The following is a 25,146-nucleotide window of genomic DNA, read 5'->3' as shown; positions in this document are numbered from 1 at the left end:
GCGCATGGCCATCGATACGCAATCCAAGACCGACATCGGCGTAACCACAGGCCCGATTCGAGGCTCGCGCAAAATCCACGTAGCGGTCCCGACCAGCCCAGACGTCCGCGTCGCCATGCGCGAGATCGTCCTAGACCCGTCGTGCAGCGAACCCCCGTTACGCGTCTACGACACCAGCGGCCCCTACACCGACCCCCGCGCGCAAATCGACATCAACGCCGGCCTCCCCCAACTCCGCCGCGCCTGGATCGAAGCCAGAGGCGACGTGGAACCCTACGAAGCCCGCGAACTCCGCCCCGAAGACAACGGCCAGCTTGGCCCGGACCGTTCCGGTGGAGTCCCCCAGTTCCCCGCCACCATCCAGCGCCCCCTCCGCGCGCGCGCCGGCGCCAACGTCAGCCAGATGCACTACGCCCGCCGCGGCATCATCACCCCCGAAATGGAATACGTCGCCACCCGAGAAAACCTCGGCCGCGCCATGCTCAAAGACTACGTTCGCGACGGCGAATCCTTCGGCGCACAGATCCCCGACTTCGTAACCCCCGAATTCGTCCGCGACGAGATCGCCCGCGGCCGCGCGATCATCCCCAACAACATCAACCACCCCGAATCCGAACCGATGGCGATCGGCCGCAACTTCCTCGTCAAGATCAACGCCAACATCGGCAACTCCGCGGTAGCCTCCAACGTCGCCGCCGAAGTCGACAAGCTCGTCTGGTCGATCCGCTGGGGCGCAGACACGGTGATGGACCTCAGCACCGGCCGCAACATCCACGACACCCGCGAATGGATCCTGCGCAATTCGCCCGTCCCGATCGGCACCGTGCCGATCTACCAGGCGCTCGAAAAGGTCGGCGGCGTCGCCGAGGACCTCACCTGGGAGATCTTCCGCGACACGCTGATCGAGCAGGCCGAGCAGGGCGTCGATTACTTCACGATCCACGCCGGCGTCCGCCTCGCCTACATCCCGATGACCGCCAAACGCGTCACCGGCATCGTCTCGCGCGGCGGTTCGATCATGGCGAAATGGTGCCTCAGCCACCACAAGGAGAGCTTCCTCTACGAGCGCTTCGACGAGATCACCGAGATCATGAAGGCGTACGACATCGCCTACAGCCTCGGCGACGGCCTGCGCCCCGGCAGCATCGCCGACGCCAACGACGAAGCGCAGTTCAGCGAACTCTACACGCTCGGCGAACTCACCCACCGCGCGTGGAAGAGCGACGTCCAGGTCATGATCGAAGGCCCCGGCCACGTGCCGATGCACAAGATCAAGGAGAACATGGACAAGCAACTCGAGGTCTGCGGCGAAGCACCCTTCTACACGCTGGGGCCGCTCACGACGGACATAGCCCCCGGCTACGACCACATCACCAGCGGCATCGGCGCCGCGATGATCGGCTGGTACGGCACCGCAATGCTCTGCTACGTCACGCCGAAAGAGCATCTAGGCCTCCCCGACCGCGACGACGTCAAGGTCGGCGTAGTAACCTACAAACTAGCCGCCCACGCCGCCGACCTCGCCAAAGGCCACCCCGCCGCCCAGATGCGCGACGACGCGCTGAGCCGCGCGCGCTTCGAATTCCGCTGGAGAGACCAGTTCAACCTCTCCCTCGACCCCGACACCGCCGAGCAATACCACGACCAGACGTTGCCAGCCGAAGGCGCCAAGAGCGCACACTTCTGCAGCATGTGCGGCCCAAAATTCTGCTCGATGAAGATCACGCAGGAAGTCCGGGACTTCGCAGCGAAGCAGAACGCGCCGGCGGATACGTTCTTGGCGGCGGATATCGACCAGACCGACACCAACCGCGCGATCTTCGCCAAAGGCTCCCACGCCGAAGCCGAAAAAGGCATGGCAGACATGAGCGAGAAATTCCGCGAAAAGGGGAGCGAAATTTACCTGCCGGCTGAGTGATAGGAAGCAACCATGGAGAGTGCCGCAAAGCTAATCACGGCCATAGGCACTCTCCTTGGGGCTATCGCGTGGCCGCTCGCCATCTTCACGCTTGGCTTCTTATTTAGAAATGAGCTGAGATTTGCTGCCAAAAGAATCCCATCGTTTATGGATCGTGTACGCAAAATGAAGATTGCGGGCATCGAGGCCGAGTTGGATCGCGTCGCAGACGCGGTAAAAGAAAATGAAAAAGGCACTGTAACGTCACGGCAGATAGAAATAGCCGCTAAGATAGCTCTCGAAGCGGATAGCGATTTAGATCTTGCGAAGCAGCTCGACCGCCTATGTCTTGAGTATGACTCGATTCGTCGCTCTATGCCGGCGGGTAGCGATCGTACTCAAGCGATGACGCGAGTCATAGTACGAATGAGGGCGCTTGCACCTACGCTGGTTGGACACATCGACAACTATAAGGGATCCGGATCACCAGGAAGCAGGTTGGCTGCTATTGCAATGATGCAGATGAACCCAAATGCGTGTGACATAGATTGGCTAGCCGAGCGATTTTCCGTAGAGCAGCCATTTGTATTTTATCATGCTGCGCTAGCTCTGCAAAATATGGCGAATAACGCTCTTTCAAACGTAGAGTGGGATCAACTTTTTGGAGCGGTTCAGCGTAGTTTGGATGCTGTCCGCAGTTTTAATGGAAATCCTGATCAGTCGACAATAGAAATATTGGAACTTATTATGTTAGATATTCGGAGCTAGATTATTAAAGTTGTGACGGAATATTGCGATCTATACGCGACCCCGCACCATATTCACGCTGTCGCGCTCCACTCGATACAGTACAAGTCGACGGCGATAATTCTTACACCCGCCACGATTTCAGGTCGCGACGGGCGACTTTTAGCATAGTCCGCTGACCGAACCACGCTCGAGACAAGCTCTACCAGTCGAGTTGCCGCAACCGGATCGTGACGCGTGAAACGATCCTCGCCTTACCCGACCTGCAACGCCGCCAACACACCCGGAAACCGAATAAGCTTCGGGTAACTCCCCTCCACCTCCTCCGCGACACCCTGCGCGATCAACTCGTTCAGGTTGTTCGCCGCGCCTCCATACGTAACTCCCAGCGCTTCCGCGAAATCAGAGATCGACCGCACGGGGCGTTCGAACGCCAGATCGATGATCCGCAACATCAGCGCCGATCGCCGTGCCGTCTGAAAGCGTTCGCGATACTCGCGCTGCAAGTCCTGCAAACGTTCGACCACCGCAATCGTCTCTTCCGCCGATTCCGCGACGGCTTCGAGAAAGAACGCGATCCAGTCTTCCCACGCGCCGTCGCGCGACACCGCGTACATCAGGTCGATATAGCGATCCTTGTGCCGTTCCAGATACGGGCTCATGTAGAGCAGGGGCTGCGGCAACGTGCCGTTGTCGATCAGCATCAGCGTAATTAGCATGCGGCCGACCCGCCCGTTGCCATCGGCAAACGGGTGGATCGCCTCGAACTGGTAATGCGCCAGCGCGGCATCGATCAACGGCGACGGACGTTCCTCACGATTAACGAACGTCATCAAGGTATCGAGCACGCGCGGCGTTTCTGTCGGAGGCGCGGGAATGAACCGTGCGGTGTCGATCCGGCCCGATCCGCCGATCCAGTTCTGGTCGCGCTTCAACTCGCCGGCTTCGACCGTTGCCCCGCGATTGCGTGCGACGCCGGTCAACAGCGTGCGGTGCGCGTCGCGAATCAATCGCGACGAGATCGGCAGCGTGGCGAGTCCGTCGATCGCGCCTTCCAGAGCGCGAACATAGTTGAGTACCTCGCGGTTATCGCCGCGCGTCGCCGCTTCTGCCGCGCCCGCCTCGAACAGGAACAGGTCGGTGAGCGTTGTATAGGTCCCCTCCATGCTGGACGAGGACACCGCCTCGCGCCGTTGAAGCGGCCGGATCAGCAACAGCGGATTGGCGACCGATCGCCCGATCCCCTTGAGTTCTCCCACTGCTTGCGTCGCCCGCGTGAGTTCAGGCAGGAAGCGACCTATGTCGAGTATCGTGGGCGGCAGCGGCGCGGCGACGAACGCCTTGCGACCGCCGACCGTAGGCACAAGCTGTCCGGTCGCGCGATCGTTGAAGCCGTTGCGGTCCATGCAACGGATCTACAAAGTGCAGCGGCCACTTTCAACGAAAACCGTGTTTCGTGAAAAGTGCTGCCGTCACTTTATACATCCGTGCAAAGTGGTCTTAGTATGCCTCCAAAGATGGATGCCCCAGCGGCACACCCGCAGGGCAAAAAGTCCAACACGCCACCATATCGCTGTCCTACACGCCCGCGCCCTGATCGGTTTCGCGGATGGAGACCAAACCCACGCGCACCGCGCACCCGCCGCTCGACGTCATGCTTGACATCGCGCCCGTTCTCGCACCCGACTCGGCAAACGCCCTGACCGTGATCGCGGCCCAGGCCGGAACCGCGGTCGAGGTCCAGGAGGCGCCGGTGGTCGAGGACTTCGATCTCGCCGACTACGACTGGGTGCCGGTCCGCCGGAAGGTGCGGCACGATGGCTGGACGGTCGCGACGCAGCAGGCGTTCATCGGCGTGCTGGCGGATACCGGCTCGGTCACGCAGGCCGCGATCGAGGTGAACATGTCGGCGACCTCGTGTTATCGCCTGCGCCGCGCGGCCGATGGCGCGGCGTTCGCGGCGGCATGGAATGCGGCGGTGCAGACCGCGTCGCTGCGGCTGGTCGATCTCGCCTTCGACCGCGCGATCAACGGATCGCCCGAGCCGGTGTTCGACCGCGAAGGCAACCGCGTCGGCCAGCGCGTCCGCTTCAACGATCGCCTGTTGATGTTCCTCCTGCGCGCGCACCAACCGGATCGCTATCGCACCCCCGGCCAGTCGCCTGCGCCGGCGTCCATCCCGGTACCGCCGGTCGAGACCACGCTCGCCGCGCTCGCGCCGCCGATGGCCGTCGAACCGCACCGCCTGATGGCCCCCGAGGCGCTGGCGATGGCGCTCGAAGTCGCAGATATCCGTGCCGAACCCGTACCAAAGCGGCGTCCCACGCCGGTCCAGCCCTCGCCGCTCGGCCCGACGTTCGAGGCACAGCTTGCGGCGGCCAAGGCGACGATCCCGCCGAAATATCCGGAAAGGGTCCGCGCCGAAGACGAAGGTGAGGATGACCATGAAGGTCGCGGACGGCGCCGTTTCCGAGCGTAACTTTATCGTGACCTTTGGCGCCGGCCGTCTCCCAAGCTACCGCTTCCGCACGAACTCCGCGCGCAGCACCAGCCCCTTGATCCCCTCGTACCGGCAGTCGATCTCCTGCGCGTCGCCGGTCAGCCGGATCGACTTGATCAGCGTGCCGCGCTTCAAGGTCTGCCCCGCACCCTTGACGGTCAGGTCCTTGATCAGCGTCACCTGGTCGCCGTCCGCGAGCACGTTGCCGACCGAGTCCCGCACCACGACCGCGCCGTCATCCGCCGCCACCGAGGTCGCCGCACCGCCAGCGACCCACTCGCCGGTCGCCTCGTCGTACACATATTCGTCGCTCATCGGTCAGTCTCCGGCAGCGCCCAGTCGATCGGCGCGCGCCCATGGGTTTCGAGAAAGGCGTTGGCCCGGCTGAAAGGCCGCGATCCGAAGAACCCGGTCCGCGCCGCCAACGGCGACGGGTGCGCCGACTGGATCACCAGATGCCGCCCACCCTTCGCGATATCGTCGACGAACGCCGCCTTCCTCTGCGCATACGCCCCCCACAGCAGGAACACGACCGGTTTGTCCTGCGCGTTCACCGCCGCGATCACCGCATCGGTAAACCGCTCCCACCCGCGCTTCTGGTGCGACGCAGCTTCCCCCATCCGCACGCTCAGCACTGCATTGAGCAACAGCACGCCTTGCGCCGCCCAATGATCGAGCATGCCATGAGATGCCCGCGGGATCCCGAGATCCGCCTCCAGCTCCTTGTAGATATTCACCAGGCTAGGCGGTGTCCGCACGCCTTGGCGGACCGAGAAGCTCAGCCCATGCGCCTGCCCCTCGCCGTGATACGGATCCTGCCCCAGGATCACGACCCGCACCTGATCGAGCGGCGTCAGCTCCAGCGCCCGAAACCGATCCGCCTCCTCCGGAAACACCCGAGCGCCGTTCGCTTGCTCGGCCTCCAGAAACGCATCGAGCGCCCGCATGTACGGCGCCTCGAACTCGGCAGCGAGCGACTGCCAGCTTGGGGGGAGGGAAGGGGGTGTCATGCTGCGCGCCATGTCGGACCGGCAAGCCGGGTGTCAATCACCCCTCTTGTTCCCCCGCGGAAGCGGGGGCCCAGGATCTCGCAGGGCAACGCCCGTAACCCTGGACCCCCGCCCCCGCGGGGGAACAGCGACTGACCGGGTCTCGATGCGAAGCGAAAGGCTCGCACATCGCGTTCCCCCTCATTATATGCGCCGCCTATGACCGAGATAACCGTCGCCGCGCTGCAGCTGGGCTTCACGCCCAACATCGACCGCAACATCGCCAACGTGTCGCGCCTCGTCCACGAGGCCGCCGCGAAGGGCGCGCAGGTGATCCTGCCGCCCGAGCTGTTCGAGGGCGAGTATTTCTGCCGCGTCGAGGACGAGGGGCTCTTCGCCAACGCCGCACCCGTGGGCGAGCACAAGGCGGTGCTCGCGATGCAGGCGCTCGCTGAGGCGCTCAAGGTCACCATCCCGACCAGCTTCTTCGAGGCGGACGGCCCGCATCATTACAACAGCCTCGCCATGATCGGCCCCGACGGCAACATCCAGGGCGTCTACCGCAAGAGCCACATCCCCGACGGCCCCGGCTATGAGGAGAAGTTCTACTTCCGCCCCGGCAATACCGGCTTCAAGGTCTGGCCGCATGCGTCGGACGCCGGGCGGACGACGCTCGGCGTCGGCGTCTGCTGGGACCAATGGTACCCGGAAACCGCGCGCGCGATGATGCTGATGGGTGCCGAAATCCTGTTCTACCCGACCGCGATCGGCAGCGAGCCGCACGACACCTCGCTCGACACCGCCCGGCTCTGGCGCCGCGCCATGGTCGGCCACGCCGTCAGCAACGTAGTCCCGATCGTGGCGGCAAACCGCGTCGGCGTCGAGCACGGCCAGACCTTCTACGGCACCAGCTTCATCGCCGACGAGCGCGGCGACATCCTGGCGGAGCTAGGCCGCGACGACGAGGGCGTGATCACCGCGACGATCGACCTCGACATCGTCAAGCGCCACCGCGCCGCGTTCGGCTTCTTCCGCGACCGCCGCCCCGACCTGTACGGCCGCCTGGTCCAGGACATCTGACCCGTTCCGTCATTCCAGCGAACGCTGGAATCCAGAGTTACAGCGCGCAGCGAAGGTGGCTCTGGACCCTGGGTCGAGCCCAGATGACGGGGTATTGGGGGCGGCCGTCAGAACCACGCCATCCCCGCCAACACCGCCCCCACCAGCGCAGCCGCCCCCGCAACCCAGAGCAACCACCGCCGCCCGGTCAGCGCGGTGATCGAGGCCAGCGCGATCGCCACCTGGATCGCGGTCACTGCCAGCGCCAGCTTCGTATGCGGCCGCAGCGCCTCGTCCGATTCCCTATCCGCCGCCGCCGAGCGCCGATCGAGCGTCTCCGCCTCCCGCTTCAACGCCGTCCCGCGCGCCTTGTACCGCGCGATATCGGCCCGGTGCGTCGCCATCTGTCTCGCATCGGATCCGGGCGGTGCGAGGTCGACCTCCATCTGCGCGATATGCCGCTTCAGATCCTCCGCCTGGTAATAGCCCCATGCATCCGACGCCTGCGCCTTGATCAGCACCGCCTCGTTCTTGTGCAGCAGCGCCTCGTTCTGCGTATGCCCGCCGAGAAAGCTGGTGACCGCCGCCAGCGTCGCCAGGATCGCTGTGAACAACGCGATCCGCTGGTCAAACGCCTCTCCCTTGGCGGCGCGTTCCTCCGACAGCTGCTCATGCAACCCGCGCACTTCGAAATCATCGTCCATGCCTGTCGCTGTGGCACCCCGCGCGTGACTGGACCCTGATGATCGGGTGACATATTCGTAAGCGCGCCATGGCCTTACCCCTCGATCGCTACCTCTCGCTCCTGATGCTCGCGCTGCTGTCGGCCTGCGCGACGCCGTCGATGAGGAGCATTCCGTCGAGCGACCATTTCAACGGACAGCGCTTCTTCAACCCGGACGGCGTGCAGGGCAGCACCGGCGAGCAGAAGCAGGGCCCGGTCGCGCTGCTTCGCAACCTCGTTAAGCCGCCCTACCGGACCTGGCCGGAAGTACCGGTCACCCCGTCGCGTCCGCCAGCGCGGGTCGAGGGGCAGGCGATGCGGGTTACCTGGATCGGCCATTCGACCGTGCTGGTGCAGACGCAGGGGCTCAACATCCTCACCGATCCGATGTGGCAGCAGCGTTCGTCGCCGGTCCAGTTCCTCGGCGTGAAGCGCGTCCGCGAACCCGGCGTGGGCTTGGCGGACCTGCCGAAGATCGACCTGATCCTGCTCAGCCACGATCACCGCGACCATCTCGACATGACCGCGATGCGCCGGCTCTGGCACCGCGACAAGCCGATGATCGTCACCGGCCTCGGCAACGACCAAATCCTCGCCCGCAGCGGCGTTCGCGCGGTCGCCCGCGATTGGGGCGGGCGGGTGACGCTACGTCCCGGCATCGACGTAATCGTCGACCGCGCGCACCATTGGAGCGAATACGATCCCGGCGATCGCGACCGGACCTTATGGGCAGGCTTCACCGTGACGTTGCCCGGCGGCAACCTGTATTTCGCCGGCGACACAGGGCCGGGTGACATGCGCTGGGCGATCGAGGCCCGCCGCGCAGGACCGGTCCGCCTCGCGATCCTCCCGATCGGCGCGTATCATTTCGAAGGGCACGAGACCGACAACCATATCGGCCCGGACCAGGCGGTGACCGCGTTCGAACAACTTGGCGCAGCCTATGCGATCGGCGTCCACTGGGGCACGTTCGAACTGACGTCGGAGACGATCGACGAACCGCCGAAGCATCTCCGCGCGGCGCTGATCCGCGAACATATTCCCGCGAACCGCTTCCAGACGCCGGAAGCCGGTGAGCCCTGGGTGATCGAGTAACTGCATCCAGTCCAACACCCGTCATCCTGACGAAAGTCAGGATCCAGGATCACGGACGCCGCCACTCGTGGCTCTGGATCCTGACTTTCGTCAGGATGACGGAGAGGGCTTCAAACCGCCTCGCGCAACTCCAGCGCGCGCGCGAACACCGCGTCGAACATCTCCGCCGTCAGCACACCCGTATTCACGTTGTAGCGCGAGCAATGGAAGCTATCGATCAGCACGCGACCGTCAGGCATCACATGCTCCGCGCCGTGTGCAAAGCGCGCCTTGGGCAACCGCCCACCCAGCATCTTCACCGCCGACTGGTGCGCGATATGGCCGAGCGCCACGAACACGCGCGCGGTCGGCACCGCATCCGCCTGCGTCTCGAGGAACGGCCGGCAGGTCCGGATTTCCTCCGGCGTCGGCTTGTTCTCGGGCGGCAGGCACTTCACCGCATTGAGGATGATCGCGCCGTCCAGCGCCAGCCCGTCCTCGGCCTTCGCACCATAAGTCCCGGTCGCAAGCCCGAACCGCCCGAGCGTCTCGTACAGGAACTGCCCCGCATAATCGCCGGTGAACGCGCGGCCCGTACGGTTCGCACCGTGCTTGCCCGGCGCGAGGCCGATAATGCCGAGCCACGCCGCGGGATCGCCGAACGCGGGGACGGGCGCGTTCCACCAGGTCGGGAACTCGGTTCGCAGTTGTTCACGCACTGCGACGAGACGAGGGCAGAGCGGACAGTCATGTGGCGGCTCGGTCTCGGGCAGCGCGGAGACGGGTGCAAAGACCGTCGTGACGTCGACTTCGCCGGCCTCGTCGACGGTGTCGGGAAGCTCGGTGGTGTAAGGTGTGGAATCCATGGGATTGCGCTAGGCGGACCAAATGTCGCCTGCAACCCCGCTCCCGACGATCGCGCAGGCCGCGACGACCTACGCGATCGCGCTCGGCTCCAACCGATGCGGCCGTCACGGGCGCCCCGAGCGCGAGATCGCCGCCGCGCTGGAGGCGCTCGGCAATGTCGGCGCACGATCGCCGACCGTCGCCAGCGCACCATTAGGCCCCTCGAACCGCCGCTACGCCAACGCCGTCGCGCTTATCGAGACGCCCGAGAACCCCGCCGCGCTGCTCGTCCGCCTCAAACACATCGAGCGCACCTTCGGCCGCCGCCCCGGCCGCCGCTGGGGCAGCCGCGTCATCGACCTCGACATCGTCCTGTGGTCGGGCGGCGCATGGTCCTCGCCGGGACTCACCGTGCCGCACGCCGCCTTCCGGATGCGCAGTTTCGTGCTCGCGCCCCTCGCGCGGCTGGTCCCGAAATGGCGCGATCCGCTGACCGGCAGAACGATACGCCAGTTGGCGCAATCGGTTGACCGACGGCACCCGCGCGATTAGGTGCGCGGTCCACGATGGCGGGGGTCCGTAGCTCAGTTGGTAGAGCAAGCGACTTTTAATCGAGAGGTCCCGGGTTCGAGCCCCGGCGGACCCACCATCGGGCCTTTTCAGCGACTATCAGCGACCCCCAGCGGGTTGCAGGAACCCAGCTCCTAAGCCACATTCGGCTTCTCACGAGCCATCAGCCATCTACGCCAAAGCGCAACCCAAGTGGGGGCATGATGGGGGCACCAGTTTAGCTGATAGGGGGCATCATGGCGCTGACCGACACGCAGGTGAAAAAAGCCCTCAAAGGCGAGAAGGATTACAAGCTGGCTGATTCGGCCGGCCTGTACCTCTACGTCACCACCAAGGGCTCGAAATCTTGGCGGATGAAGTACCGATTTGCCGGCAAAGAGAAGCGCCTGGTGTTCGGTCTCTACCCTGAGGTTGGATTGGCGAAGGCTCGTGCCGAACGCGACCGGGCCCGCCAGCTGCTGCGCGAGCATCGCGACCCGGCAACCGAAGCGCGCAAACGAAAGATGGCGGCCCATGCTGCAGCCGGCGCGACGTTCCGCGTCGTCGGCACACGCTGGCACGAGGCGCAGAAGCCGCGCTGGTCGACGACACAGGCCGTGAAAGTAGAGCAGGCGCTGGAGCGCGACGTCTATCCCGTCATCGGATCCATGTCGCTTATCGACATCGACGGCCCGACGGTCCTGTCGATGCTTCGCAAGGTCGAGAAGCGCGGGGCCATCGATACGGCAAAGAGGATCCGGCAGCACGTCTCCGCCGTGTTCTGCTTCGGGATCGCCGAAGGGCTATGTGCGGTCGATCCGGCGGCCGGGATCAAGAAGGCTATGCTGCCGACGCCGATCGGCGGCAGTCAGCCAGGCGTCAATACGGTAGCCGCGGTACGGGCCCTGCATGCAACGATCGACAAATGCTCGTCGAACCCATCGAGCCGGCTTGCGTCGCGGTTGCTCGGGTTGACCTTCGTCCGGCCTGGGCTGATCCCGACAGCGCGGTGGGTCGAGTTCGAAGGCATCGATTGGGATGACCCCACCGGGGCCAACGATGCCCCCGAGCCGATCTGGCGGGTCAGTGCCGATCGCATGAAGCTCGAGCTGGGCGACAAGGCCGATGACGCCTTCGAACACATCTCGCCGCTACCCGTGCAGGCGGTCGAGGTTCTTCGCGCCGTGCGGCGGCTCTCAGGCCGGTTCCCGTACCTGTTCCACAGCATCCGGTCGACGCATCAGCCGATGAGCGTCAACACGATCGGGTACATGTACAACAACAACGGTTACCGCGACCTGCATGTGCCGCACGGCTGGCGCACCAGCTTCTCTACCATCATGAACGAGCGGGCGATCATCCATAAGCGGTCCGACGACCGCGCGATCATCGACGCCATGCTGTCCCATAAGCCGAAGGGGCTCTCGGGCTCCGAGATGGCTTATAACCGGGCACTGCACATGCCGAGGCGTTGGGAAGTTGCGCGAGAATGGGCGGATCTGACGACGGAGGGACTGATGTCGCCTTCGGAAATCATCGAGGGGTACGGACGGGCGGCTTAGGCCCTCTATCGCGAGTATACCTCGTTCGCCGCCCACGTCTCGTACCTGACAGTGCCGGATGTTGGTCCCATCGGACCAGCCAGTTCCGCAAACGTTGGCAAGCCGCCCAGCGCCGGATTGCGAGGATTGACTGGCGTTATGCCCGTGGAGGTTAGCGACAGCCGCGGCGCGGCCGCTCGGAATGCGTTGACGGTGTCAAAATACTCAGCGCCTTCGATCGTTACGAACTGAACTTTCATGCCGCTTTTTCCTCCGGTACCCACGCAATAGGATCTGCCACCCATCGGTTTAGATCGCTCTCATACCAAGCGACAGCGTTGATGCTCAGTTGCCGCTTCATCGGGAACTCGCCGCGCTCCATCTTGCGATAAATAGTCGCCGTCGACAGCCCGGTGCGGCGGCGAACCTCTGGCAGACGAACGAAGCTGTCGTGGCTACGATCGGTCATGCGCCTGTTTCCTCATTCCCGGCGGCCTTCACGCTATCAACCCATTCGCCGATCTCCGCCTCGCTCCACCGCGACGATGCGCCCCCTGGCTTGTAAGGGGCGGGGAACTCGCCTGCGCGGATCATCTTGTAGATTTTCGACCGGCTGAAGCCGACGACGGCCATAACATCTCGGAGTCGTAGGAGGCGATCTGTCGTGTCCGTCGTCATCGTAAAGGCCTTTCCTCGGTATCTTCGAGGTTGCGCTCGATCAGGGCAAATGCAGACGCCGATCCTTTGCGCCGAGCGTTGTTCCTATTCCAGTCCAGGAGGTTACCATGAGCGACGACGCACCAAATTCGGACGAAGGCGCGAGCCCAGCCGAGGATATCAAGAAGCAGAACCCCAACGGCACAACGACCGGCGATCAGACTGGCGAAACCGGTGGCGATCATAAGGTCGAGGATCTTGCCAAAGCTGGCCGGGACAACATGGAAACAGACGACGATCAGGTTGCCGAGGGCAAGTGGAAGTCGACCTCGGACGGGAGTGGTACGAGCGAAACCGACTGAGTTTTGACGGCCGGCGGAGGCGTCACCGTTTCGTATTGCCCCGCCGGTCATCGCTGATACCCCTTTTTCAAAGCCTCGAGCCCGCGATCCACCGCCGCCGCCAGCGGCCGCGCGGGGCTCCTCGGGGTGTTGATGTCAGGCATTATGCTTTCCTCTTGAGTGGTACGCCGGAGCGGCCGCGATGCAGCGCTCTTCCGCCTGCAAGCGAAGGATGCATGCGTATGGCTCGAACGTATGCTAAGATCGTCAAGCACCGCGTTAAGTCGCGGGGTGCCAAAACGATAATCGAGAGGCACTACTCCCATGATTAGCAACGAAGGCGTATTCGAACTTGCGTTCGAACAAGACGGCATACCAGGTGTATTCGTGCCGAGCGTAGCTGTCGTTCGCGGCAGCCTCTCCCCAGCCGCGTTCCAGTACTTCCGCGAGATCATGCGTAAGCAGTCCGCGAAGCGCGCAGACTCCGAGCTTCGAGCAGCCGTCAAGTGTCGGATATTGAGGCTGGGACGGAAAGACGGCCCTCTTTTAGTTTCTACGAGCGATTTCCTCGCAAAAGCACCCACCGGTTGAAAGGCTGATTTGATAGACATCCCCTGGAAAGAGCAAGCGACTCTAGTCCGAGTGCCCATTAATGTGAACGGGGACGACCAAGCCTCGACAGTACTTTTCGAAGGGCTTTTGCGGGACGCGGTAGCGAAGGTGCGGGATATGACAGCATTGGAGCGCAGGGGGCTGCGCATCTCACTGCCCGATCGGCGCGTCCGCCCGTACGCGTTCAAAAATACGGATCTCGAAGCGTTGATCAAGCGATTGCCGGTCGGGTTTCGCTGAAGACCGCAGCCGTTCACGCGGCGATCTTACGAAATCGGGTGACAGTAGCTGTTTCTGCAAGCTGCTCGCCGCCATCGGGGGCGCCACCTGCGGCGGGCCGCACGTATGAGGTCGCTCGGCTACGAAGGTGGTCAATCGTGCGTGCCTTGGCGGCCCGGACGACGCGCTTCGTCGTGCGGTCGATGATCACGTCGGCGACCTTACCGGCTGCCCAATCGGCGACGTACAGCGCGGCGCGCGCGGCAAAGTCATTGCTCGCCATCACGCAACCCGCCGCAAGGGAACGACCGTGTTGTCGATCTCGCCGCCCGAGACGACGCGCTCGCCATCATCGGGACCGCCGCCCGCGCCAGCTCGCGCGACCCACTCGCCGCAACCGCGGCTCTCGTGGGTCACCGGGAACATTGAGACCGGGAACGGGGAGTTGCCCTGGACGACGCTGGGCGCCCGACGTTCGCATGTGCCTTCGTCAGCTGCGCACGAAGGGTCTCGCTGGGCGTTCGCAAGCCGGGGTCCCATGCGCCGCCAGTGACGGCACGTCGCGCACGAATTGCTCGATCGGTTCGTCAGCATGTCGGAACCCTCCCGTCCCACCGGCCGCACTCGCTTTCCTGGTGCGTGACCGGGAAGGCGCTGGCGACGTAGATGTCGCGCTCGATGTCGTCGTACTCGGGCAGCGGAACGCTCAAGCCGGGGAGCATCCGCGCGAGCAGCGTCTCGCTGATGCGCGGCGGGTTGTACCGGCAGTCTCCAAACTTCTTCGAGATGTCGCTCTCAGCGTAGCGATCCCAGAACCGGCAGGACGCGCAGGTCATTGGTTCGGCTCCTCGGCGCGAGCGGCGGCACGAGCTTTGCGCTCGGCTTCATAATTTCGCTGGCGCCGGGTCTCGCGCTCGATGACCACGGCAACGCTTACGAAGTCCTCTGGCTCAGCGTCGTACCCAAACTGGTGGATCGCGCCGTTCGGCATCTCGAGATATTCGGGATACCAGTTACTCGAGCTGGCAGGATTGAACCCGCGACTAACACCCGCAGGCGTGACCGGCCGGACCTGCCCGTCGACGCACAGCGCCCAAGCGATGATCGGCGCCTTGTCTACGATCGGCTTCTCATCCTCGGAAAGCCCACCGAAAACCGTGATAAGGCGTGTCCCAGGTTCAACCGGCATCAGTTGGACAGGTCTCGCTTCCAGCGCAGCGTAGTCAAACGCGAACAGCTTCAAAGGTTCTCCACCGGAGTGGAGCTGCAGGAGGTAGTGCTCGGCGTGCCTGGGCGTCTGGTAGTGATGCTGGACAGCCTTGATGTCCGACAGCGTGCAGATGTCGCCGCACGACTCTACGAGGCCGATCATGCTCCCTGCTCCGCCAAGCTGACACCTGCGATGCGGGCGAGGTCCTCGATCGCACCCCACGCCATCCGCTCGTACATGCCAGACATGCGCAGACCCTCGACGAACTTGGGATCCGCAGTGTTCGAAGTCGCGAGGTCCGACCAGTCCGTGCCGACCTGATGGAGGAACGCAACGCGGAGCTTGGCGATCGCGCCTTCGGTCGTTGAGGCACGCGTATCGAGCAGGACCATCTCGGCGGCATCGATGCGCGCGAAGTACGCGTCCTCCTGCTCTGCCGTCCAAGGGCCTTTGTCCGCAGTCTCAAATTCGTGACGCCTGGCAGCGAAGGCGGCGAGCAATGCGGCGTCCGTTTCTATCCCAGTCCGCTCTTCAGCCGCGAACGACACCGCCTCTGATGTGTCCAACCGCTTTGCGTCGGACGCCAGATGGCGAATGATCTCGTCCGCTACGACAAGCGCTTTGTCATCGTCCCGCGCGAACAGGTCGAGCTTCATCGCCAACTCGGAGGCGGTGGGTGCCGAGGTTCCGTAGAGCGTGACGCGGGCCTGATAACACGCGTCGACCAAGTCGTCGTAATGCTCCTGCATCCCCTCGGGGTAATTGCCGATGACCGGCGTCATATGATCGCGGTCGTACGCGTTCATTGCGTCTTCGGCCCCGCGGAAAACCGCGTACGCACGCTGCCATTCGGTGACGAGGTGATCCACTTCAGCAACAGCCGTAAGGCTATCGCCCTGCATGGAGTCCTCGCCGCGGGCGAAGCTGAAGGCGCTGGTGATCGCCCGGCCAACCTCCGCGGAGATAGCTAGCCGGGACTTGGATACGTCCCAAGCTCGAGCGCTCAGTTCGTTCACGAGGTCAGGGATTGGGGAGAACTTGCGTAGATCCCGGCTCAGCCCGCCCAGCAGTTCGCCACCGGTAACGTCGAAATCGCCGTACTTGCGATCGAACGGTCCGAATGAGGGTGCGTCGGCGGTTTCGATGCAGGTGAGGAGCGTCATGAACAGCAGGTCGTGCACGTTCTCGGCGTCAACGCCGCTGACGAGCGACCGTGCCCCCGCCGTTGCAGCGCAGCGCGCATCACCATCATCATCGCTCGTGTAGAATGAACAGGCGTGCGACGCCGTCTCACCCCAGCGCAGGAACGCCGTGTACATGGCCGGCGACAGTAAATCGCGCGCCGTCTCGATCAGCGAGCAGGTCATGCTCTGGATCAGCGCGATGTCCGCCGAGGCTGCGCCCCCCTGGTCCCAAACCAGATTCTCCAGCGTGCCGTCGCGGGTGTCCGCCGGCAGCTTTGCCATTGCGTCGTTGACCGCAGTGGTCGCCTCGCCTGCGATGAAGGCGACCCGGATGTTCGGGCGCGGGGTCACGGCCGGAGTGTATGCGAAATCGGTGTGTTTGAGCTGCGTTGCCATCTTGGCTTCTCCCGCAGTGCGACCCGAGCGTCGCCGTCTGCGTGAGTCTTCTACAAAACATCTGTAGGGTAAGTCAACAAGACTTTTGTAGAGAGCTTTTCAGTCGTCCCCGGGCTGAGTCCAGCTCGCCGCCACGGGGCCAGGGAACATCATCCTCCAAGAGGCAGTGGTTTAGCTTAGCGCCTCGGCTTGAGATTGTCGGGGATGTCGGAGGTGTAGTTTTTCGCCTGCTCTATACGCGCATTCTGTTCAGCGTCCTCCTTGGCCCGTTCGGCTTCATATCCCCGGATCAAGGCATCGGCCGCTCGTTCGTCGGGCATCAATTCGACAATAGCAGAACGTAATTCGTCGCGCTGGGCGGCAAGATGCTGACGCCGCTCTTCAGTGTTGCTTATTTTCCGACTGAGGAGATGGTACTGGGTAAGCGCCCTGCTGATCAACGCGGCTGGACCTGCATCAAGCGCCTGTTCCAATATGGCGGCGGCCTCGGCATTCATTGACCGATCATTGATCTTGGCACGAGTCTCCAACAGTTCCCGCAAATTAGGGGATATGCGGAGTACCAGCCGCTCCATATCGCGGACTCTGATTGGGTCGGTCATCGCAGTCGCCTAGCAGATTGTTCGATAAAAAAGGCCGCGTGGCAACACGTGCATTGACCGTTGCCACGCTACGTGGCAACAAGGCTAAGTCGTGGCACCTAGCGGCGCAATATAGGGGATTGTGACAGTGAGCAAGCCGATCCGCGAGTGGGATCGCGTGCTGGTGCGGATGCCGGACGGTATGAAGCATGAGCTTGAAGACCGGGCGGCAGAAAACTGCCGGCCACTGAACGGGGAACTTCTGTTCCTCATTAAACGCGGCATCGCTGCGGAAACGGCGTCAGGGCCAAATCGCCAAACCCAACCCTGAACGCCTCATCAAAGGAAACGACCGATGACCACAGCACGCATAACGCCGTTCCTGTTCGAAGGCGAGCATACGGTTCGACAAATCGAAATTGACGGCACACCAAGGTTCGTCGCGAAGGACGTCGCGTCGGCGCTCGGATACAAGAACACCAAGTTCGCGGTGCAGACCCACTGCAAGCACGGTGCCGCCATCGGAGGGGGCGCGTTTCACGCCTCCCTTCCCAACATTGACCCTCAAACCATCATCATTCCCGAGAGTGACGTTTATCGTCTCATCCTCCGGTCCAAGCTCCCCGCAGCTGAGCGGTTCGAAGCATGGCTGATGGAAGAGGTGTTGCCTTCGCTGCGGCAGGCCGGAAAGTTCGAGGTTCCCGACACGGTTCCCGGCATGACCGACGACCTCCAGATGATGGACTCGCTCAAGCTTCGCAAAGTGAACATGTGCCATCGCCTGTTCGGCGAGCGCGCGGGGCAGCAGATGTGGCGCAAGGTCGATCTGGAATGGGTGCCTGCGATGGCATCCGTGTTTTCTCAGGGTGACATGTTCGATCGTGACAACCCGCCAGGTAGCGTGACGATCACGGTCGGCGCACCGGAGATGCGGAAAGCCGCCTAAGCGCAGAACGGCGCCGGGGGTGAAGACCGGCGCCGTTCCTAACCTCCAACGGGAAAGGACCCCGTCATGGCTTCGACCTACTCTACCACCAAAACCGTAATGTGCATCACCCCGTTTCCCCTGGTGGAGATCAGCTCGCCGATCGAGGATGTCCGCGGCTGCGTACTAAATATGACCGTGCTGCTCAGCACCGTGGAAGACATGGTGGCGCAAGCGAAGGACCGGGTGAACAATCCGCAGTTCCTGCTGAACAGTGTATGGGCGGAGAATCTGCTCGATCGTATCGAGAAGCTCCTTTGGATCGCGTCGGAGGAACGGGGGAGGGCGATGGCGCACATCGATCAGTGCGAGCAGGTCGCCTATGATCACTCGCAGGACATGAGAATTGCGGCGTGACGACTAGGGCGCTTGGGAGACCGCGCTGCTAGCCGCCAGATAGTCGAGCTGGATGCCCCGGCAGGAGAAAACAGCGATGGCGTGTTCGTCGAATTGGTTGTTGGGCTCGGGGCGCAATTCGATGGGCTCACCGGGCTGGCATATCTCAAGCTCGAAACGCCGACCGGGGCCGCGCTTGTTCGGGTAGTCGATGCCGACGATGGTGAGGCTAAGGGCGCGCACTCGGCATCTGTATTATAGTCGGCGCTGGCGGCGTAGCTGCGGGCTGTATCCAAGCCAACCCGCCAATTATGCCTCCTATGACAACAGCAACAACAGCTAAGGCGAGGGCTGTCCATTGGACCTTCCACGCGCCCATTTCGGTCTTCGTTGGAAGGAGCATCAGCCGGTCGTTAACCTTGTCAAGCTTACCGCCTATCGACGTCAACGCGCGATCGACGTTCTCCATCTGAAGCTCAAGACGTGTGACCCTCGTTTCCATAGGGTCAGATGTGCCACCTCCACCCCCTCCAAACAAGGGTAGCTCCGGTTCGGCGTCCTCTCGCTTCCGAGATGCCTGCATCGCAGTCCACGCGTCTCGCTGCGAGCTATCTAACGTCATACATCGTTAACCCATCCCGTGATTTCTGTGAATCGGGCGAAAGACGACGCGTTCAAATCTTCCAATTTCTTGATTTCTTCGGAAAGATCAACGCCTGCCTTTTCTTCGATTTTCTTCAATGCCGCGACTATGGGGGTGATAGTTATAGCAATGTTTAGGTACGCTCCACCCGCGTCCCGAACTTTTGCGTTGCCGTTCATTTTGGAGATATCGAATGGCATCAGAGGTCCCTCGCAAACCGTATCACGCGCCCACCAATCATTATCTCGTCGCCATCGACCTCGTAATTGTCGATCGCCGGATTGTCTGAAATCACCATCACGCGGCTATCCCGAAGCGACCGCAACCGCTTGATCGCAGCGGCACCATTGATCGACACGGCCCATACCCGGTCCTGCTGGTTGAGCCGCGTCTGTGTGCTGTCGATCCATACCAAGTCATTGCTGTTGAGCGTCGGAAACATGCTGTCACCTACCCCGCGCGCAATGCGGAGGCGGTGGGGCGGCGTGCGGGTGAAGCCGCGGACATAGCCCAGGTCAAAGGATACGGGCTCTTCCTCGATATAATCATCGACCGTAGCGCCGGGTCCCATCGGCAACGAGAGATCAAGCTGGATAATCTCAACGATCTCGCCGGCGTCTGCGGTGTGCATCTTGGGCTGTTCTGCCTCTACCGCGCTATGCAACGCGCCGTCGTTCTCAAAGGCTTCTCGCACGTAGCGGATCCACTGCGGGATACGCTTCGCCTGGCCTTGCTCGAAACCGGATATCGTCTGCTGCGTCAGCGCGATCATGCTCCCGTCGGCGCGAGCGAAAGCGCGGGCGCGCTCCGCTAGGACCGGCGTCGACCAATTACGCGCGTCACGCTCCGCTTTGATCCATGCGGCGAACCCGGCTGCGTCTACAGGCAGTTTTCTGTCTGGCTTGTCCGTCATCGCTCGCAACCCTACAAACAATCTCGTCGGGAGAGTGCTACAAAACTCTTGTTGCACGAGCTACAAGACCTCTGTAGGGGGTTGGCTTATGAGCGAGCCGTCTCCCAAATGCCTCCACGCCGCACTGAAGCGGGCAGTGGCCAAAGCAGGCAACAACCAGTCCCGCTTCGCCGCTGCGGTCGGCACATCGCAACAGTTAGTCTCGTATTGGCTCAAGAACGCGCGGCCGCTTCCTGGCGAGTACGTCTTGAAGGCCGAACGGGCGGGGCTCGGCAGCCGCCATGAACTCCGCCCAGATCTATATCCGATCGAACATGCTTCGTCTGTTGACGCGAATATCGCAGCATGAACCGGCCTCTGCCTTCGGAGGGCAGCGCTCTCTCGCCATTTACGCCGGTAGGCCGCGCCCACGCCTACGCCGAGTTCGTTCTCGGTAAGTCGGGCGGACGCGATGCGTAGCCTATCGAATGCCGTTCCGATTGCCGCGAGCGGCGTAATGGCAGTCTGCGTAGAGGTCGAGGTACGCTTTGATCTTCGCCTCGGGGTCCGTGGTCTCCGGGAGGTAGTTGCGAAGGTACTTGGCCATTTCCCATGCCACAGCCGCGGGACTTCCGCTGTCGGGCATGTTCGAGACGCGCACGGTATCAGCCATTCGTATTCTCCTTCGTCGGTGTGTTGCAGCACGACGATGGCGGAAGGGGCTGCGGAGTCAATGCGCAGCCCCAAAAGCCCAGCCGAATACGCAGTGCCACCCTCAGTCATTGACCGGCACCGTCCCGCGAACGACCTCGATAATGTCGTTCAGCACCCGCTGCGGCGTGCCGTGGATCGTCATCCAGTTCAGATGATCCAGCTCGTCGAGGAACCCGTGCACGACATCGTTGCCGAGGTCGGCGTTTCGCATCGCGTCCGCCAGCGCGGCAATCAGATTGGCAATCGCGATGACCGTCAGGTCGATCCGTTGCCGCGCTTTCCTGTCTTTCACCATGCAGAGGCATTTGCCGCATGAACGCACCGCATATCCACGGACGCCGTCGTACGTTCTCCGCGTCAGCCGCGGTCGATACGCAGAACGCCGTTATCACGTCGATCAAGACCGACGATGGCGCGACCTGGGGCGACATGGGACGCGTGCTCGGCAAGTCAGAGGACCGGGCGGCGGCATATGCCAACACCGCCTCGCCGATCGACCTGCCGACGTTCCTTGCTGGTTGCCATGAGTGGGGCGGCCGGTTCGCGGATCCGCTGCTCGCGCTGGTCGGCGGGCGCTGGGCGGATGCCGGGGCAATCTGCACCGGTGACGAGGCGGCGGCGCTAACGATCGCCAACCTGCTGCCGGCAATCATCGCGATCGAGGCCGACAAACTGACCGAACCGCACGAGCTGCTCCCGCACGAGACGCTGATCCGACGGGTGCATGCGCTGACAGCGATATGGCTCGAGATGATCGCAGCCGAGAAGGGCAGGGGGCAATGAGCCGTTCTCCCGGTCGAGCCGAGCGTGACGCCGCGTTCCGCCAGGCGGTCGACGAGGCCAAGCAGCGCTACAACATCAGCGACGTGGTCGCCCGCACTCGCAAGGTTGTCCGCGCCGGCAAGAACGAGAAGCGCGCGCTTTGCGCCTTCCACAACGAACGCACGCCATCGATGCAGCTGAACGATGCCAAGGGCACGTATCATTGCTTCGGTTGCAACGCGTCCGGCGACATCGTGAAGTACGTGATGGAGACCGAGAACCTCGGCTTCCTCGACGCGATGAAGTGGCTGGGTGCTGCGAGCCTGCCCGGCGTGGATCCGGCGCAGCGCGCGAAGGCTGCGGCCGAAGACGAGGGCGACCGGCAACGCGCCATCGATCGCGCGCGTTCGGTATGGGAGAAGGCGGTCGCTGCACCCGGCACGCCTGCCGAGGTCTACCTGCGCGGCCGCGGCATTATCATGCCGATCCCGCACACGATCCGGTTCGCGAAGACGCCAGCCTGGTACGATGACGATACGGGTGAATGCGGTCCCGACCTGCCGGCGCTGGTGGGGGCCGTCGTCGACGGTAACGATCAGCTGATTGGCCTGCAGCGCATCTTCCTCGCCGACGGTGGGAAACAGAAAGCGCGCATGGAGAAGCCTAAGCGCAGCCTGGGACGCATCAAGGGCGGCGCGCTGCGGATCAACTCGGACGCCGACAGCGTGGGCGACGAGCTGATCGTGACCGAGGGCCCTGAGGATGGGCTGAGCCTAGCGCAGGAACTTGGCGCCGAGGTCTGGGTCACGCTGGGCACCGCGATGATGCCGTACATCGAATACCCGCGTCGCATCGTGTCGATCGTGATCGCAGGGCAGAACGATGCAGCCGGCCGCGCCGCAGTCGAGAAGGTCGAGGAGGAACTGATCGAGCAAGGCTACTCGACCCGGATCATGTGGCCGGCGGAAGGCTTCAAGGACTGGAACGACCAGCTCCGGGGTATCCGGGCATGAGTGGTGCGTTCGAGGACCAGTTCGCGATGGCCGAAACCGCCAGCCCGCTGCACAACGTGGAAGCGGAGATCGGCTTTCTCGGTGATCTGCTCGCGAACAACCGACTGATCGACGAGGTCGCCGATCGTTGCCGGCCCGCCGACTTCTCGGTCCCGCTGTATGGCCGCATCTACGGCAAGATGATCGAACAGTCGGCATCGGGCGCGGTCGACGTGGTGACGTTGGCTCCGCACTTCGCTGAGGACGGCGAATGGCCGCGCGCCTATTCGGTGCTCGCCGCCGCCAACCTCAATGCCGGGCCGAAGGCGCGTACCAAAGCGTACTTCGACCAGATCACGATGCTGTCGAGCCGGCGGCGTATGGTCGCAGGCCTGAAGGACGTCGTAGCATCGGCGCGCAATCTTTCGGTGACACGCGAGGAGCTAGTCGCCGACGCTGACGAAGCGGTCGCCGAACTGGCGGAACAGGTCGTCACCGCACAGGCATCCGTCGGCGAGTATGCGCAGGCTGTCATCGACAGCTTCGGCAAACCGATCATCGGCGTCCGATGCGGGACGATCAACTCGCTCGACGGTGCGATCGGCGTGCTGCGCCCGTCTAACCTTGTCGTCGTCGGTGGCCGCCCCGGCATGGGCAAGACATCGCTGGTCACGTCGTATTCGATCGGCGCGGCCGGCATGGGTCACGGCGTCCTGATCTTCTCGCTCGAGATGAGCGCGGACGAACTCACCCGTCGCATGCTTGCCGACATGACCTTCTCCCCCCGCGGCGGCGTTCCGTACGAGCATGTTCGAGACGGGACGGTTCGCCCGCATGAGATGGACGCCGTGCTGTCGGCCAAGACGCGGTTCGACGAACTGCCGATCGAGATCAACGAGACGTCGGGTCTGACGTTGGCGAAATTGATCCGCCAGGCGCGCAGTCATAAGCGTCGGCTAGCCGCTAAGGGTGAGAAGCTCGAGCTGGTCGTCGTCGATTACCTCCAGCTGATGGCGCACAGTCGCAAGGGCATGTCGCCGTACGAGCACGCGAGCGAGGTCAGCGTCGGGCTCAAGCAGTTTGCCAAGTCCGAGGGCCTCGTCGTGATGGCGGTGGCGCAGCTCAGCCGCGACGTCGAGAAGCGTCCGGACAAGCGGCCGATGCCGTCCGACCTTCGCGACAGCGGGCAGATCGAGCAGGACGCCGACGTGATCCTCTTCGTTTACCGAGAGGAGGAATACCTGAAGAAGCAGGAACCGGAGGATCAGTTCGGCGCCAAATATGAGGCGTGGCGGACCGACATGGAGGCCGTGCGCAACAAGGTCGAGTTCCTCGTCCCCAAACGTCGCAGCGGCCCCTCGGGCAAGGCCCTGGGCTGGTTCTTCGGCGCAAACTCAGCCGTCCGCGGCAGCGATTTCTACAGTTCCAGGGAAGGTGCATAACGATGCCGAACGTTGATCTGCCTGCCCCTCTGACACCTGTCGATTGCGACCTCAGGGACTTCGCTTTCATGCCGCTTGATACGGTGCGTCTGCTCGACAGCGACCTGTTCGCGCTGTCGACTGGCGACGAGTTCAAGGCGGCAATCACCCTATGGTGTAAGGCTTGGCAGCAGGTGCCAGCAGGCAGCCTGCCAGCCGATGACCGCGTACTCGCTCACTTGTCTGGCGCGGGCGCGAAATGGAAAAAGTTGAAGACAATCGCGATGCGCGGCTTCGTCGAGTGTAGCGACGGTCGTTTGTATCACCCCGTTGTATGCGAGAAAGCTACCGAGGCTTGGGCCAAGAAATTGTCCTATCGGGAGCGCTCCAAGAAGGGGAGCAGCAAACGGTGGGGATCCCAGAAGGACGAGCAACAGCATTCCCAAAGCGATCCTTCAGGGACAACTTTAGCAGTCCTTGAGCCTCCCAAGGGACAGGGAGAGGGACAGAAGAAAGATTCCGTTACTGTCGTAACGGGCGCCGTGCCGCCGCCGATCGATCCGAAAAAGGCTTTGTTCGACGCTGGCGTGGCGCTGCTGGGCGAAGCGGGGCTGACGGCCAAGTCGGCCCGCGCCCTGATTGCCAAGTGGTTCAACACTCACGGTGAGGAGGCGACGAACGCAGCGTTGCTCAGCGCTGCCGGCCGAGCTGAGCCCGTGTCCTGGATCGAGGCCAGGTTGCGAACGAAGGTCGCGGCACAGGACGAGGCTCGAGAGGCCAGCCGGTCCACTGCGGAACGCTACCGACGGATGGCGATACCGGGTCCGCCGGTCGACGTCCGACAGTTGGAGGAGCACGCGTGATCGCTGCGTGCTCCATCCCCTCGTTATTCCTCGGGGCCGCTCCGCGACGTGTCGAGGTCGATATCTTCGCCGGGGTTGCCACCGCCAGCACCCGATCCGCTGCCGTGGACCTCACCGGTTTTGTTATCGATGTAGGCGCGCTTGCCGGCTTCCGGCGGGATGTCGCGACCGTCGGCGGGTTCACCGGCACCAGCGTTGCGCGCACCATCGCGATTCTGCAGGTGGCGCTCCGCAGCGTGGTCTTTGCCGTCGTACTCGTCGCCGGAATAGCCTTCGCCTTTGCCAAAGCCGTCGGCCGTCCGATCGGCGTCGTTCGACTTGATGCTGACGTTGTCGACGGGCTCGGGTGCTTCGCTCTCGGTCATTGCAGTCTCCTTGGGTCTGGCACGACCAACGCGCGAGAGATCAGGCC

35 protein-coding genes and 1 tRNA gene are annotated in these 25,146 nt (G+C 63.2%); 17 read left to right on the top strand and 19 right to left on the bottom strand.

What is annotated here, in order from left to right:
* Positions 1–4: 4 nt before the first annotated feature.
* Both thiC and U1707_RS10385 read left to right on the top strand, forming a co-directional pair.
* Positions 5–1,918, top strand: coding sequence for a phosphomethylpyrimidine synthase ThiC (thiC, locus tag U1707_RS10390; protein WP_332800011.1), 1,914 nt, complete (start codon positions 5–7; stop codon positions 1,916–1,918).
* Positions 1,919–1,930: 12 nt separating this feature from the next.
* A complete protein-coding gene (locus U1707_RS10385; RefSeq protein ID WP_332800010.1) occupies positions 1,931–2,665 on the top strand; it encodes a hypothetical protein in 735 nt (244 codons plus the stop codon).
* Between the two features lie 233 nt (positions 2,666–2,898).
* On the opposite strand, the gene U1707_RS10380 is transcribed toward U1707_RS10385, so the two are convergent.
* A complete protein-coding gene (locus U1707_RS10380) occupies positions 2,899–4,050 on the bottom strand; it encodes a Fic family protein (protein ID WP_332800009.1) in 1,152 nt (383 codons plus the stop codon).
* Between the two features lie 203 nt (positions 4,051–4,253).
* Between U1707_RS10380 and U1707_RS10375 the strand changes: the two genes are divergently transcribed.
* The gene (locus U1707_RS10375) at positions 4,254–5,123 is read left to right on the top strand and encodes a hypothetical protein (RefSeq protein WP_332800008.1); all 870 of its coding nucleotides are present in this window, start codon (positions 4,254–4,256) and stop codon (positions 5,121–5,123) included.
* Between the two features lie 36 nt (positions 5,124–5,159).
* Here the strand turns inward: U1707_RS10375 and U1707_RS10370 are convergent, their stop codons facing one another.
* Together U1707_RS10370 and ung are read right to left on the bottom strand one after the other, a co-directional pair.
* Positions 5,160–5,459 (bottom strand): alkylphosphonate utilization protein, encoded by a 300-nt coding sequence (locus U1707_RS10370; RefSeq protein WP_332800007.1) that lies wholly within the window; start codon positions 5,457–5,459, stop codon positions 5,160–5,162.
* Positions 5,456–6,154, bottom strand: a complete 699-nt coding sequence (gene ung / locus U1707_RS10365; protein WP_332800006.1) for a uracil-DNA glycosylase — start codon at positions 6,152–6,154, stop codon at positions 5,456–5,458. Before ung ends, U1707_RS10370 begins: the two co-directional genes overlap by 4 nt.
* 198 nt (positions 6,155–6,352) lie before the next feature.
* On the opposite strand from ung, the gene aguB reads away from it, so the two are divergent.
* Entirely contained in the window at positions 6,353–7,213 is an 861-nt protein-coding gene (aguB, locus tag U1707_RS10360) for an N-carbamoylputrescine amidase (RefSeq protein WP_332800005.1), read from the top strand.
* A 107-nt stretch (positions 7,214–7,320) separates the two neighbouring features.
* Here the strand turns inward: aguB and U1707_RS10355 are convergent, their stop codons facing one another.
* Positions 7,321–7,896 (bottom strand): DUF4337 domain-containing protein, encoded by a 576-nt coding sequence (locus U1707_RS10355; RefSeq protein WP_332800004.1) that lies wholly within the window; start codon positions 7,894–7,896, stop codon positions 7,321–7,323.
* A 68-nt stretch (positions 7,897–7,964) separates the two neighbouring features.
* On the opposite strand from U1707_RS10355, the gene U1707_RS10350 reads away from it, so the two are divergent.
* Positions 7,965–9,011: an MBL fold metallo-hydrolase gene (locus U1707_RS10350; RefSeq protein WP_332800003.1), complete on the top strand. Its 1,047-nt coding sequence runs from the start codon at positions 7,965–7,967 to the stop codon at positions 9,009–9,011.
* A gap of 110 nt (positions 9,012–9,121) precedes the next feature.
* On the opposite strand, the gene U1707_RS10345 is transcribed toward U1707_RS10350, so the two are convergent.
* Entirely contained in the window at positions 9,122–9,856 is a 735-nt protein-coding gene (locus U1707_RS10345; RefSeq protein ID WP_332800002.1) for a uracil-DNA glycosylase, read from the bottom strand.
* A gap of 22 nt (positions 9,857–9,878) precedes the next feature.
* On the opposite strand from U1707_RS10345, the gene folK reads away from it, so the two are divergent.
* From folK to U1707_RS10330, 3 genes are all read left to right on the top strand, one after another.
* Positions 9,879–10,388 carry a 2-amino-4-hydroxy-6-hydroxymethyldihydropteridine diphosphokinase gene (gene folK, locus U1707_RS10340; protein WP_332800001.1) on the top strand — a complete coding sequence of 170 codons (510 nt, stop codon included), beginning with the start codon at positions 9,879–9,881 and terminating at the stop codon, positions 10,386–10,388.
* 21 nt (positions 10,389–10,409) lie between these two features.
* Positions 10,410–10,485, top strand: a tRNA-Lys gene (locus U1707_RS10335).
* 157 nt (positions 10,486–10,642) lie between these two features.
* Positions 10,643–11,947, top strand: a complete 1,305-nt coding sequence (locus U1707_RS10330; protein ID WP_332800000.1) for a tyrosine-type recombinase/integrase — start codon at positions 10,643–10,645, stop codon at positions 11,945–11,947.
* A gap of 235 nt (positions 11,948–12,182) precedes the next feature.
* Here the strand turns inward: U1707_RS10330 and U1707_RS10325 are convergent, their stop codons facing one another.
* On the bottom strand, positions 12,183–12,395 hold the full coding sequence (locus U1707_RS10325) for a helix-turn-helix transcriptional regulator (RefSeq protein WP_332799999.1): 213 nt from the start codon (positions 12,393–12,395) through the stop codon (positions 12,183–12,185).
* Positions 12,392–12,604 carry a helix-turn-helix transcriptional regulator gene (locus U1707_RS10320; RefSeq protein WP_332799998.1) on the bottom strand — a complete coding sequence of 71 codons (213 nt, stop codon included), beginning with the start codon at positions 12,602–12,604 and terminating at the stop codon, positions 12,392–12,394. Before U1707_RS10320 ends, U1707_RS10325 begins: the two co-directional genes overlap by 4 nt.
* 107 nt (positions 12,605–12,711) lie before the next feature.
* Here U1707_RS10320 and U1707_RS10315 point away from each other — a divergent pair, with 107 nt between their 5' ends.
* A complete protein-coding gene (locus U1707_RS10315) occupies positions 12,712–12,945 on the top strand; it encodes a hypothetical protein (RefSeq protein WP_332799997.1) in 234 nt (77 codons plus the stop codon).
* 844 nt (positions 12,946–13,789) lie between these two features.
* On the opposite strand, the gene U1707_RS10310 is transcribed toward U1707_RS10315, so the two are convergent.
* From U1707_RS10310 to U1707_RS10285, 6 genes are all read right to left on the bottom strand, one after another.
* Positions 13,790–14,038, bottom strand: coding sequence for a hypothetical protein (locus U1707_RS10310; protein ID WP_332799996.1), 249 nt, complete (start codon positions 14,036–14,038; stop codon positions 13,790–13,792).
* Positions 14,038–14,172: a hypothetical protein gene (locus tag U1707_RS10305; protein WP_332799995.1), complete on the bottom strand. Its 135-nt coding sequence runs from the start codon at positions 14,170–14,172 to the stop codon at positions 14,038–14,040. The genes U1707_RS10310 and U1707_RS10305 overlap by 1 nt, the downstream gene beginning before the upstream one ends.
* Before the next feature lie 170 nt (positions 14,173–14,342).
* A complete protein-coding gene (locus U1707_RS10300; RefSeq protein ID WP_332799994.1) occupies positions 14,343–14,591 on the bottom strand; it encodes a hypothetical protein in 249 nt (82 codons plus the stop codon).
* A complete protein-coding gene (locus U1707_RS10295) occupies positions 14,588–15,127 on the bottom strand; it encodes a hypothetical protein (RefSeq protein WP_332799993.1) in 540 nt (179 codons plus the stop codon). The genes U1707_RS10300 and U1707_RS10295 overlap by 4 nt, the downstream gene beginning before the upstream one ends.
* Positions 15,124–16,545 (bottom strand): hypothetical protein, encoded by a 1,422-nt coding sequence (locus tag U1707_RS10290; RefSeq protein ID WP_332799992.1) that lies wholly within the window; start codon positions 16,543–16,545, stop codon positions 15,124–15,126. The genes U1707_RS10295 and U1707_RS10290 overlap by 4 nt, the downstream gene beginning before the upstream one ends.
* Positions 16,546–16,721: 176 nt before the next feature.
* The gene (locus tag U1707_RS10285; RefSeq protein WP_332799991.1) at positions 16,722–17,147 is read right to left on the bottom strand and encodes an Arc family DNA-binding protein; all 426 of its coding nucleotides are present in this window, start codon (positions 17,145–17,147) and stop codon (positions 16,722–16,724) included.
* 127 nt (positions 17,148–17,274) lie between these two features.
* Between U1707_RS10285 and U1707_RS10280 the strand changes: the two genes are divergently transcribed.
* The 3 genes from U1707_RS10280 to U1707_RS10270 all read left to right on the top strand — a co-directional run bounded on the left by U1707_RS10280 (position 17,275) and on the right by U1707_RS10270 (position 18,468).
* Positions 17,275–17,457: an Arc family DNA-binding protein gene (locus U1707_RS10280; protein WP_332799990.1), complete on the top strand. Its 183-nt coding sequence runs from the start codon at positions 17,275–17,277 to the stop codon at positions 17,455–17,457.
* 24 nt (positions 17,458–17,481) lie between these two features.
* Complete coding sequence (locus U1707_RS10275; protein WP_332799989.1) at positions 17,482–18,072, top strand: BRO-N domain-containing protein; 591 nt, start codon at positions 17,482–17,484, stop codon at positions 18,070–18,072.
* A 66-nt stretch (positions 18,073–18,138) separates the two neighbouring features.
* Positions 18,139–18,468 (top strand): hypothetical protein, encoded by a 330-nt coding sequence (locus tag U1707_RS10270; RefSeq protein ID WP_332799988.1) that lies wholly within the window; start codon positions 18,139–18,141, stop codon positions 18,466–18,468.
* Between the two features lie 3 nt (positions 18,469–18,471).
* On the opposite strand, the gene U1707_RS10265 is transcribed toward U1707_RS10270, so the two are convergent.
* The 3 genes from U1707_RS10265 to U1707_RS10255 form a co-directional block, all read right to left on the bottom strand.
* On the bottom strand, positions 18,472–18,690 hold the full coding sequence (locus U1707_RS10265) for a hypothetical protein (protein ID WP_332799987.1): 219 nt from the start codon (positions 18,688–18,690) through the stop codon (positions 18,472–18,474).
* A gap of 375 nt (positions 18,691–19,065) precedes the next feature.
* Positions 19,066–19,290 (bottom strand): hypothetical protein, encoded by a 225-nt coding sequence (locus tag U1707_RS10260; RefSeq protein ID WP_332799986.1) that lies wholly within the window; start codon positions 19,288–19,290, stop codon positions 19,066–19,068.
* Positions 19,290–19,862, bottom strand: coding sequence for a S24 family peptidase (locus U1707_RS10255; RefSeq protein ID WP_332799985.1), 573 nt, complete (start codon positions 19,860–19,862; stop codon positions 19,290–19,292). The genes U1707_RS10260 and U1707_RS10255 overlap by 1 nt, the downstream gene beginning before the upstream one ends.
* Before the next feature lie 229 nt (positions 19,863–20,091).
* On the opposite strand from U1707_RS10255, the gene U1707_RS10250 reads away from it, so the two are divergent.
* Entirely contained in the window at positions 20,092–20,352 is a 261-nt protein-coding gene (locus tag U1707_RS10250; RefSeq protein WP_332799984.1) for a transcriptional regulator, read from the top strand.
* Between the two features lie 111 nt (positions 20,353–20,463).
* Here U1707_RS10250 and U1707_RS10245 read toward each other — a convergent pair whose 3' ends face one another.
* Entirely contained in the window at positions 20,464–20,655 is a 192-nt protein-coding gene (locus tag U1707_RS10245; RefSeq protein WP_332799983.1) for a hypothetical protein, read from the bottom strand.
* A 102-nt stretch (positions 20,656–20,757) separates the two neighbouring features.
* Complete coding sequence (locus U1707_RS10240; RefSeq protein WP_332799982.1) at positions 20,758–20,988, bottom strand: hypothetical protein; 231 nt, start codon at positions 20,986–20,988, stop codon at positions 20,758–20,760.
* 20 nt (positions 20,989–21,008) lie between these two features.
* Between U1707_RS10240 and U1707_RS10235 the strand changes: the two genes are divergently transcribed.
* Genes U1707_RS10235 through U1707_RS10220 form a run of 4 tightly spaced genes read left to right on the top strand, consistent with a single transcriptional unit; the run spans position 21,009 to position 24,734 of the window.
* On the top strand, positions 21,009–21,479 hold the full coding sequence (locus U1707_RS10235; RefSeq protein WP_332799981.1) for a hypothetical protein: 471 nt from the start codon (positions 21,009–21,011) through the stop codon (positions 21,477–21,479).
* Positions 21,476–22,471, top strand: a complete 996-nt coding sequence (locus U1707_RS10230) for a DUF7146 domain-containing protein (protein WP_332799980.1) — start codon at positions 21,476–21,478, stop codon at positions 22,469–22,471. Before U1707_RS10235 ends, U1707_RS10230 begins: the two co-directional genes overlap by 4 nt.
* Positions 22,468–23,892 (top strand): replicative DNA helicase, encoded by a 1,425-nt coding sequence (locus tag U1707_RS10225; RefSeq protein ID WP_332799979.1) that lies wholly within the window; start codon positions 22,468–22,470, stop codon positions 23,890–23,892. The genes U1707_RS10230 and U1707_RS10225 overlap by 4 nt, the downstream gene beginning before the upstream one ends.
* Before the next feature lie 2 nt (positions 23,893–23,894).
* The gene (locus tag U1707_RS10220) at positions 23,895–24,734 is read left to right on the top strand and encodes a DUF1376 domain-containing protein (protein WP_332799978.1); all 840 of its coding nucleotides are present in this window, start codon (positions 23,895–23,897) and stop codon (positions 24,732–24,734) included.
* Positions 24,735–24,757: 23 nt separating this feature from the next.
* On the opposite strand, the gene U1707_RS10215 is transcribed toward U1707_RS10220, so the two are convergent.
* The gene (locus U1707_RS10215) at positions 24,758–25,099 is read right to left on the bottom strand and encodes a hypothetical protein (RefSeq protein ID WP_332799977.1); all 342 of its coding nucleotides are present in this window, start codon (positions 25,097–25,099) and stop codon (positions 24,758–24,760) included.
* Positions 25,100–25,146 lie beyond the last annotated feature (47 nt).

It is taken from the genome of Sphingomonas sandaracina (genome assembly GCF_036663695.1).
Taxonomy (GTDB): domain Bacteria; phylum Pseudomonadota; class Alphaproteobacteria; order Sphingomonadales; family Sphingomonadaceae; genus Sphingomonas.
The sequence above is the reverse complement of the archived record's forward strand: the minus strand, read 5'-3'. Positions and strand labels throughout refer to the sequence as shown.

Excerpts from the sequence above, each read along its gene's own strand:
- U1707_RS10225 (WP_332799979.1), top strand. The coding sequence starts at position 22,468 with ATGAGTGGTGCGTTCGAGGACCAGTTCGCGATGGCCGAAACCGCCAGC.
- U1707_RS10255 (WP_332799985.1), bottom strand. The coding sequence starts at position 19,862 with ATGATCGCGCTGACGCAGCAGACGATATCCGGTTTCGAGCAAGGCCAG.
- U1707_RS10275 (WP_332799989.1), top strand. The coding sequence starts at position 17,482 with ATGACCACAGCACGCATAACGCCGTTCCTGTTCGAAGGCGAGCATACG.
- U1707_RS10285 (WP_332799991.1), bottom strand. The coding sequence starts at position 17,147 with ATGACCGACCCAATCAGAGTCCGCGATATGGAGCGGCTGGTACTCCGC.
- U1707_RS10300 (WP_332799994.1), bottom strand. The coding sequence starts at position 14,591 with ATGACCTGCGCGTCCTGCCGGTTCTGGGATCGCTACGCTGAGAGCGAC.
- ung (WP_332800006.1), bottom strand. The coding sequence starts at position 6,154 with ATGACACCCCCTTCCCTCCCCCCAAGCTGGCAGTCGCTCGCTGCCGAG.
- aguB (WP_332800005.1), top strand. The coding sequence starts at position 6,353 with ATGACCGAGATAACCGTCGCCGCGCTGCAGCTGGGCTTCACGCCCAAC.
- U1707_RS10380 (WP_332800009.1), bottom strand. The coding sequence starts at position 4,050 with ATGGACCGCAACGGCTTCAACGATCGCGCGACCGGACAGCTTGTGCCT.
- U1707_RS10295 (WP_332799993.1), bottom strand. The coding sequence starts at position 15,127 with ATGATCGGCCTCGTAGAGTCGTGCGGCGACATCTGCACGCTGTCGGAC.
- U1707_RS10375 (WP_332800008.1), top strand. The coding sequence starts at position 4,254 with ATGGAGACCAAACCCACGCGCACCGCGCACCCGCCGCTCGACGTCATG.
- U1707_RS10235 (WP_332799981.1), top strand. The coding sequence starts at position 21,009 with ATGAACGCACCGCATATCCACGGACGCCGTCGTACGTTCTCCGCGTCA.
- U1707_RS10325 (WP_332799999.1), bottom strand. The coding sequence starts at position 12,395 with ATGACCGATCGTAGCCACGACAGCTTCGTTCGTCTGCCAGAGGTTCGC.
- U1707_RS10330 (WP_332800000.1), top strand. The coding sequence starts at position 10,643 with ATGGCGCTGACCGACACGCAGGTGAAAAAAGCCCTCAAAGGCGAGAAG.
- U1707_RS10250 (WP_332799984.1), top strand. The coding sequence starts at position 20,092 with ATGAGCGAGCCGTCTCCCAAATGCCTCCACGCCGCACTGAAGCGGGCA.
- U1707_RS10220 (WP_332799978.1), top strand. The coding sequence starts at position 23,895 with ATGCCGAACGTTGATCTGCCTGCCCCTCTGACACCTGTCGATTGCGAC.
- folK (WP_332800001.1), top strand. The coding sequence starts at position 9,879 with ATGTCGCCTGCAACCCCGCTCCCGACGATCGCGCAGGCCGCGACGACC.
- U1707_RS10290 (WP_332799992.1), bottom strand. The coding sequence starts at position 16,545 with ATGGCAACGCAGCTCAAACACACCGATTTCGCATACACTCCGGCCGTG.
- thiC (WP_332800011.1), top strand. The coding sequence starts at position 5 with ATGGCCATCGATACGCAATCCAAGACCGACATCGGCGTAACCACAGGC.
- U1707_RS10385 (WP_332800010.1), top strand. The coding sequence starts at position 1,931 with ATGGAGAGTGCCGCAAAGCTAATCACGGCCATAGGCACTCTCCTTGGG.
- U1707_RS10315 (WP_332799997.1), top strand. The coding sequence starts at position 12,712 with ATGAGCGACGACGCACCAAATTCGGACGAAGGCGCGAGCCCAGCCGAG.
- U1707_RS10245 (WP_332799983.1), bottom strand. The coding sequence starts at position 20,655 with ATGGCTGATACCGTGCGCGTCTCGAACATGCCCGACAGCGGAAGTCCC.
- U1707_RS10320 (WP_332799998.1), bottom strand. The coding sequence starts at position 12,604 with ATGACGACGGACACGACAGATCGCCTCCTACGACTCCGAGATGTTATG.
- U1707_RS10310 (WP_332799996.1), bottom strand. The coding sequence starts at position 14,038 with ATGGCGAGCAATGACTTTGCCGCGCGCGCCGCGCTGTACGTCGCCGAT.
- U1707_RS10350 (WP_332800003.1), top strand. The coding sequence starts at position 7,965 with ATGGCCTTACCCCTCGATCGCTACCTCTCGCTCCTGATGCTCGCGCTG.
- U1707_RS10230 (WP_332799980.1), top strand. The coding sequence starts at position 21,476 with ATGAGCCGTTCTCCCGGTCGAGCCGAGCGTGACGCCGCGTTCCGCCAG.
- U1707_RS10355 (WP_332800004.1), bottom strand. The coding sequence starts at position 7,896 with ATGGACGATGATTTCGAAGTGCGCGGGTTGCATGAGCAGCTGTCGGAG.
- U1707_RS10270 (WP_332799988.1), top strand. The coding sequence starts at position 18,139 with ATGGCTTCGACCTACTCTACCACCAAAACCGTAATGTGCATCACCCCG.
- U1707_RS10370 (WP_332800007.1), bottom strand. The coding sequence starts at position 5,459 with ATGAGCGACGAATATGTGTACGACGAGGCGACCGGCGAGTGGGTCGCT.
- U1707_RS10260 (WP_332799986.1), bottom strand. The coding sequence starts at position 19,290 with ATGCCATTCGATATCTCCAAAATGAACGGCAACGCAAAAGTTCGGGAC.
- U1707_RS10345 (WP_332800002.1), bottom strand. The coding sequence starts at position 9,856 with ATGGATTCCACACCTTACACCACCGAGCTTCCCGACACCGTCGACGAG.
- U1707_RS10215 (WP_332799977.1), bottom strand. The coding sequence starts at position 25,099 with ATGACCGAGAGCGAAGCACCCGAGCCCGTCGACAACGTCAGCATCAAG.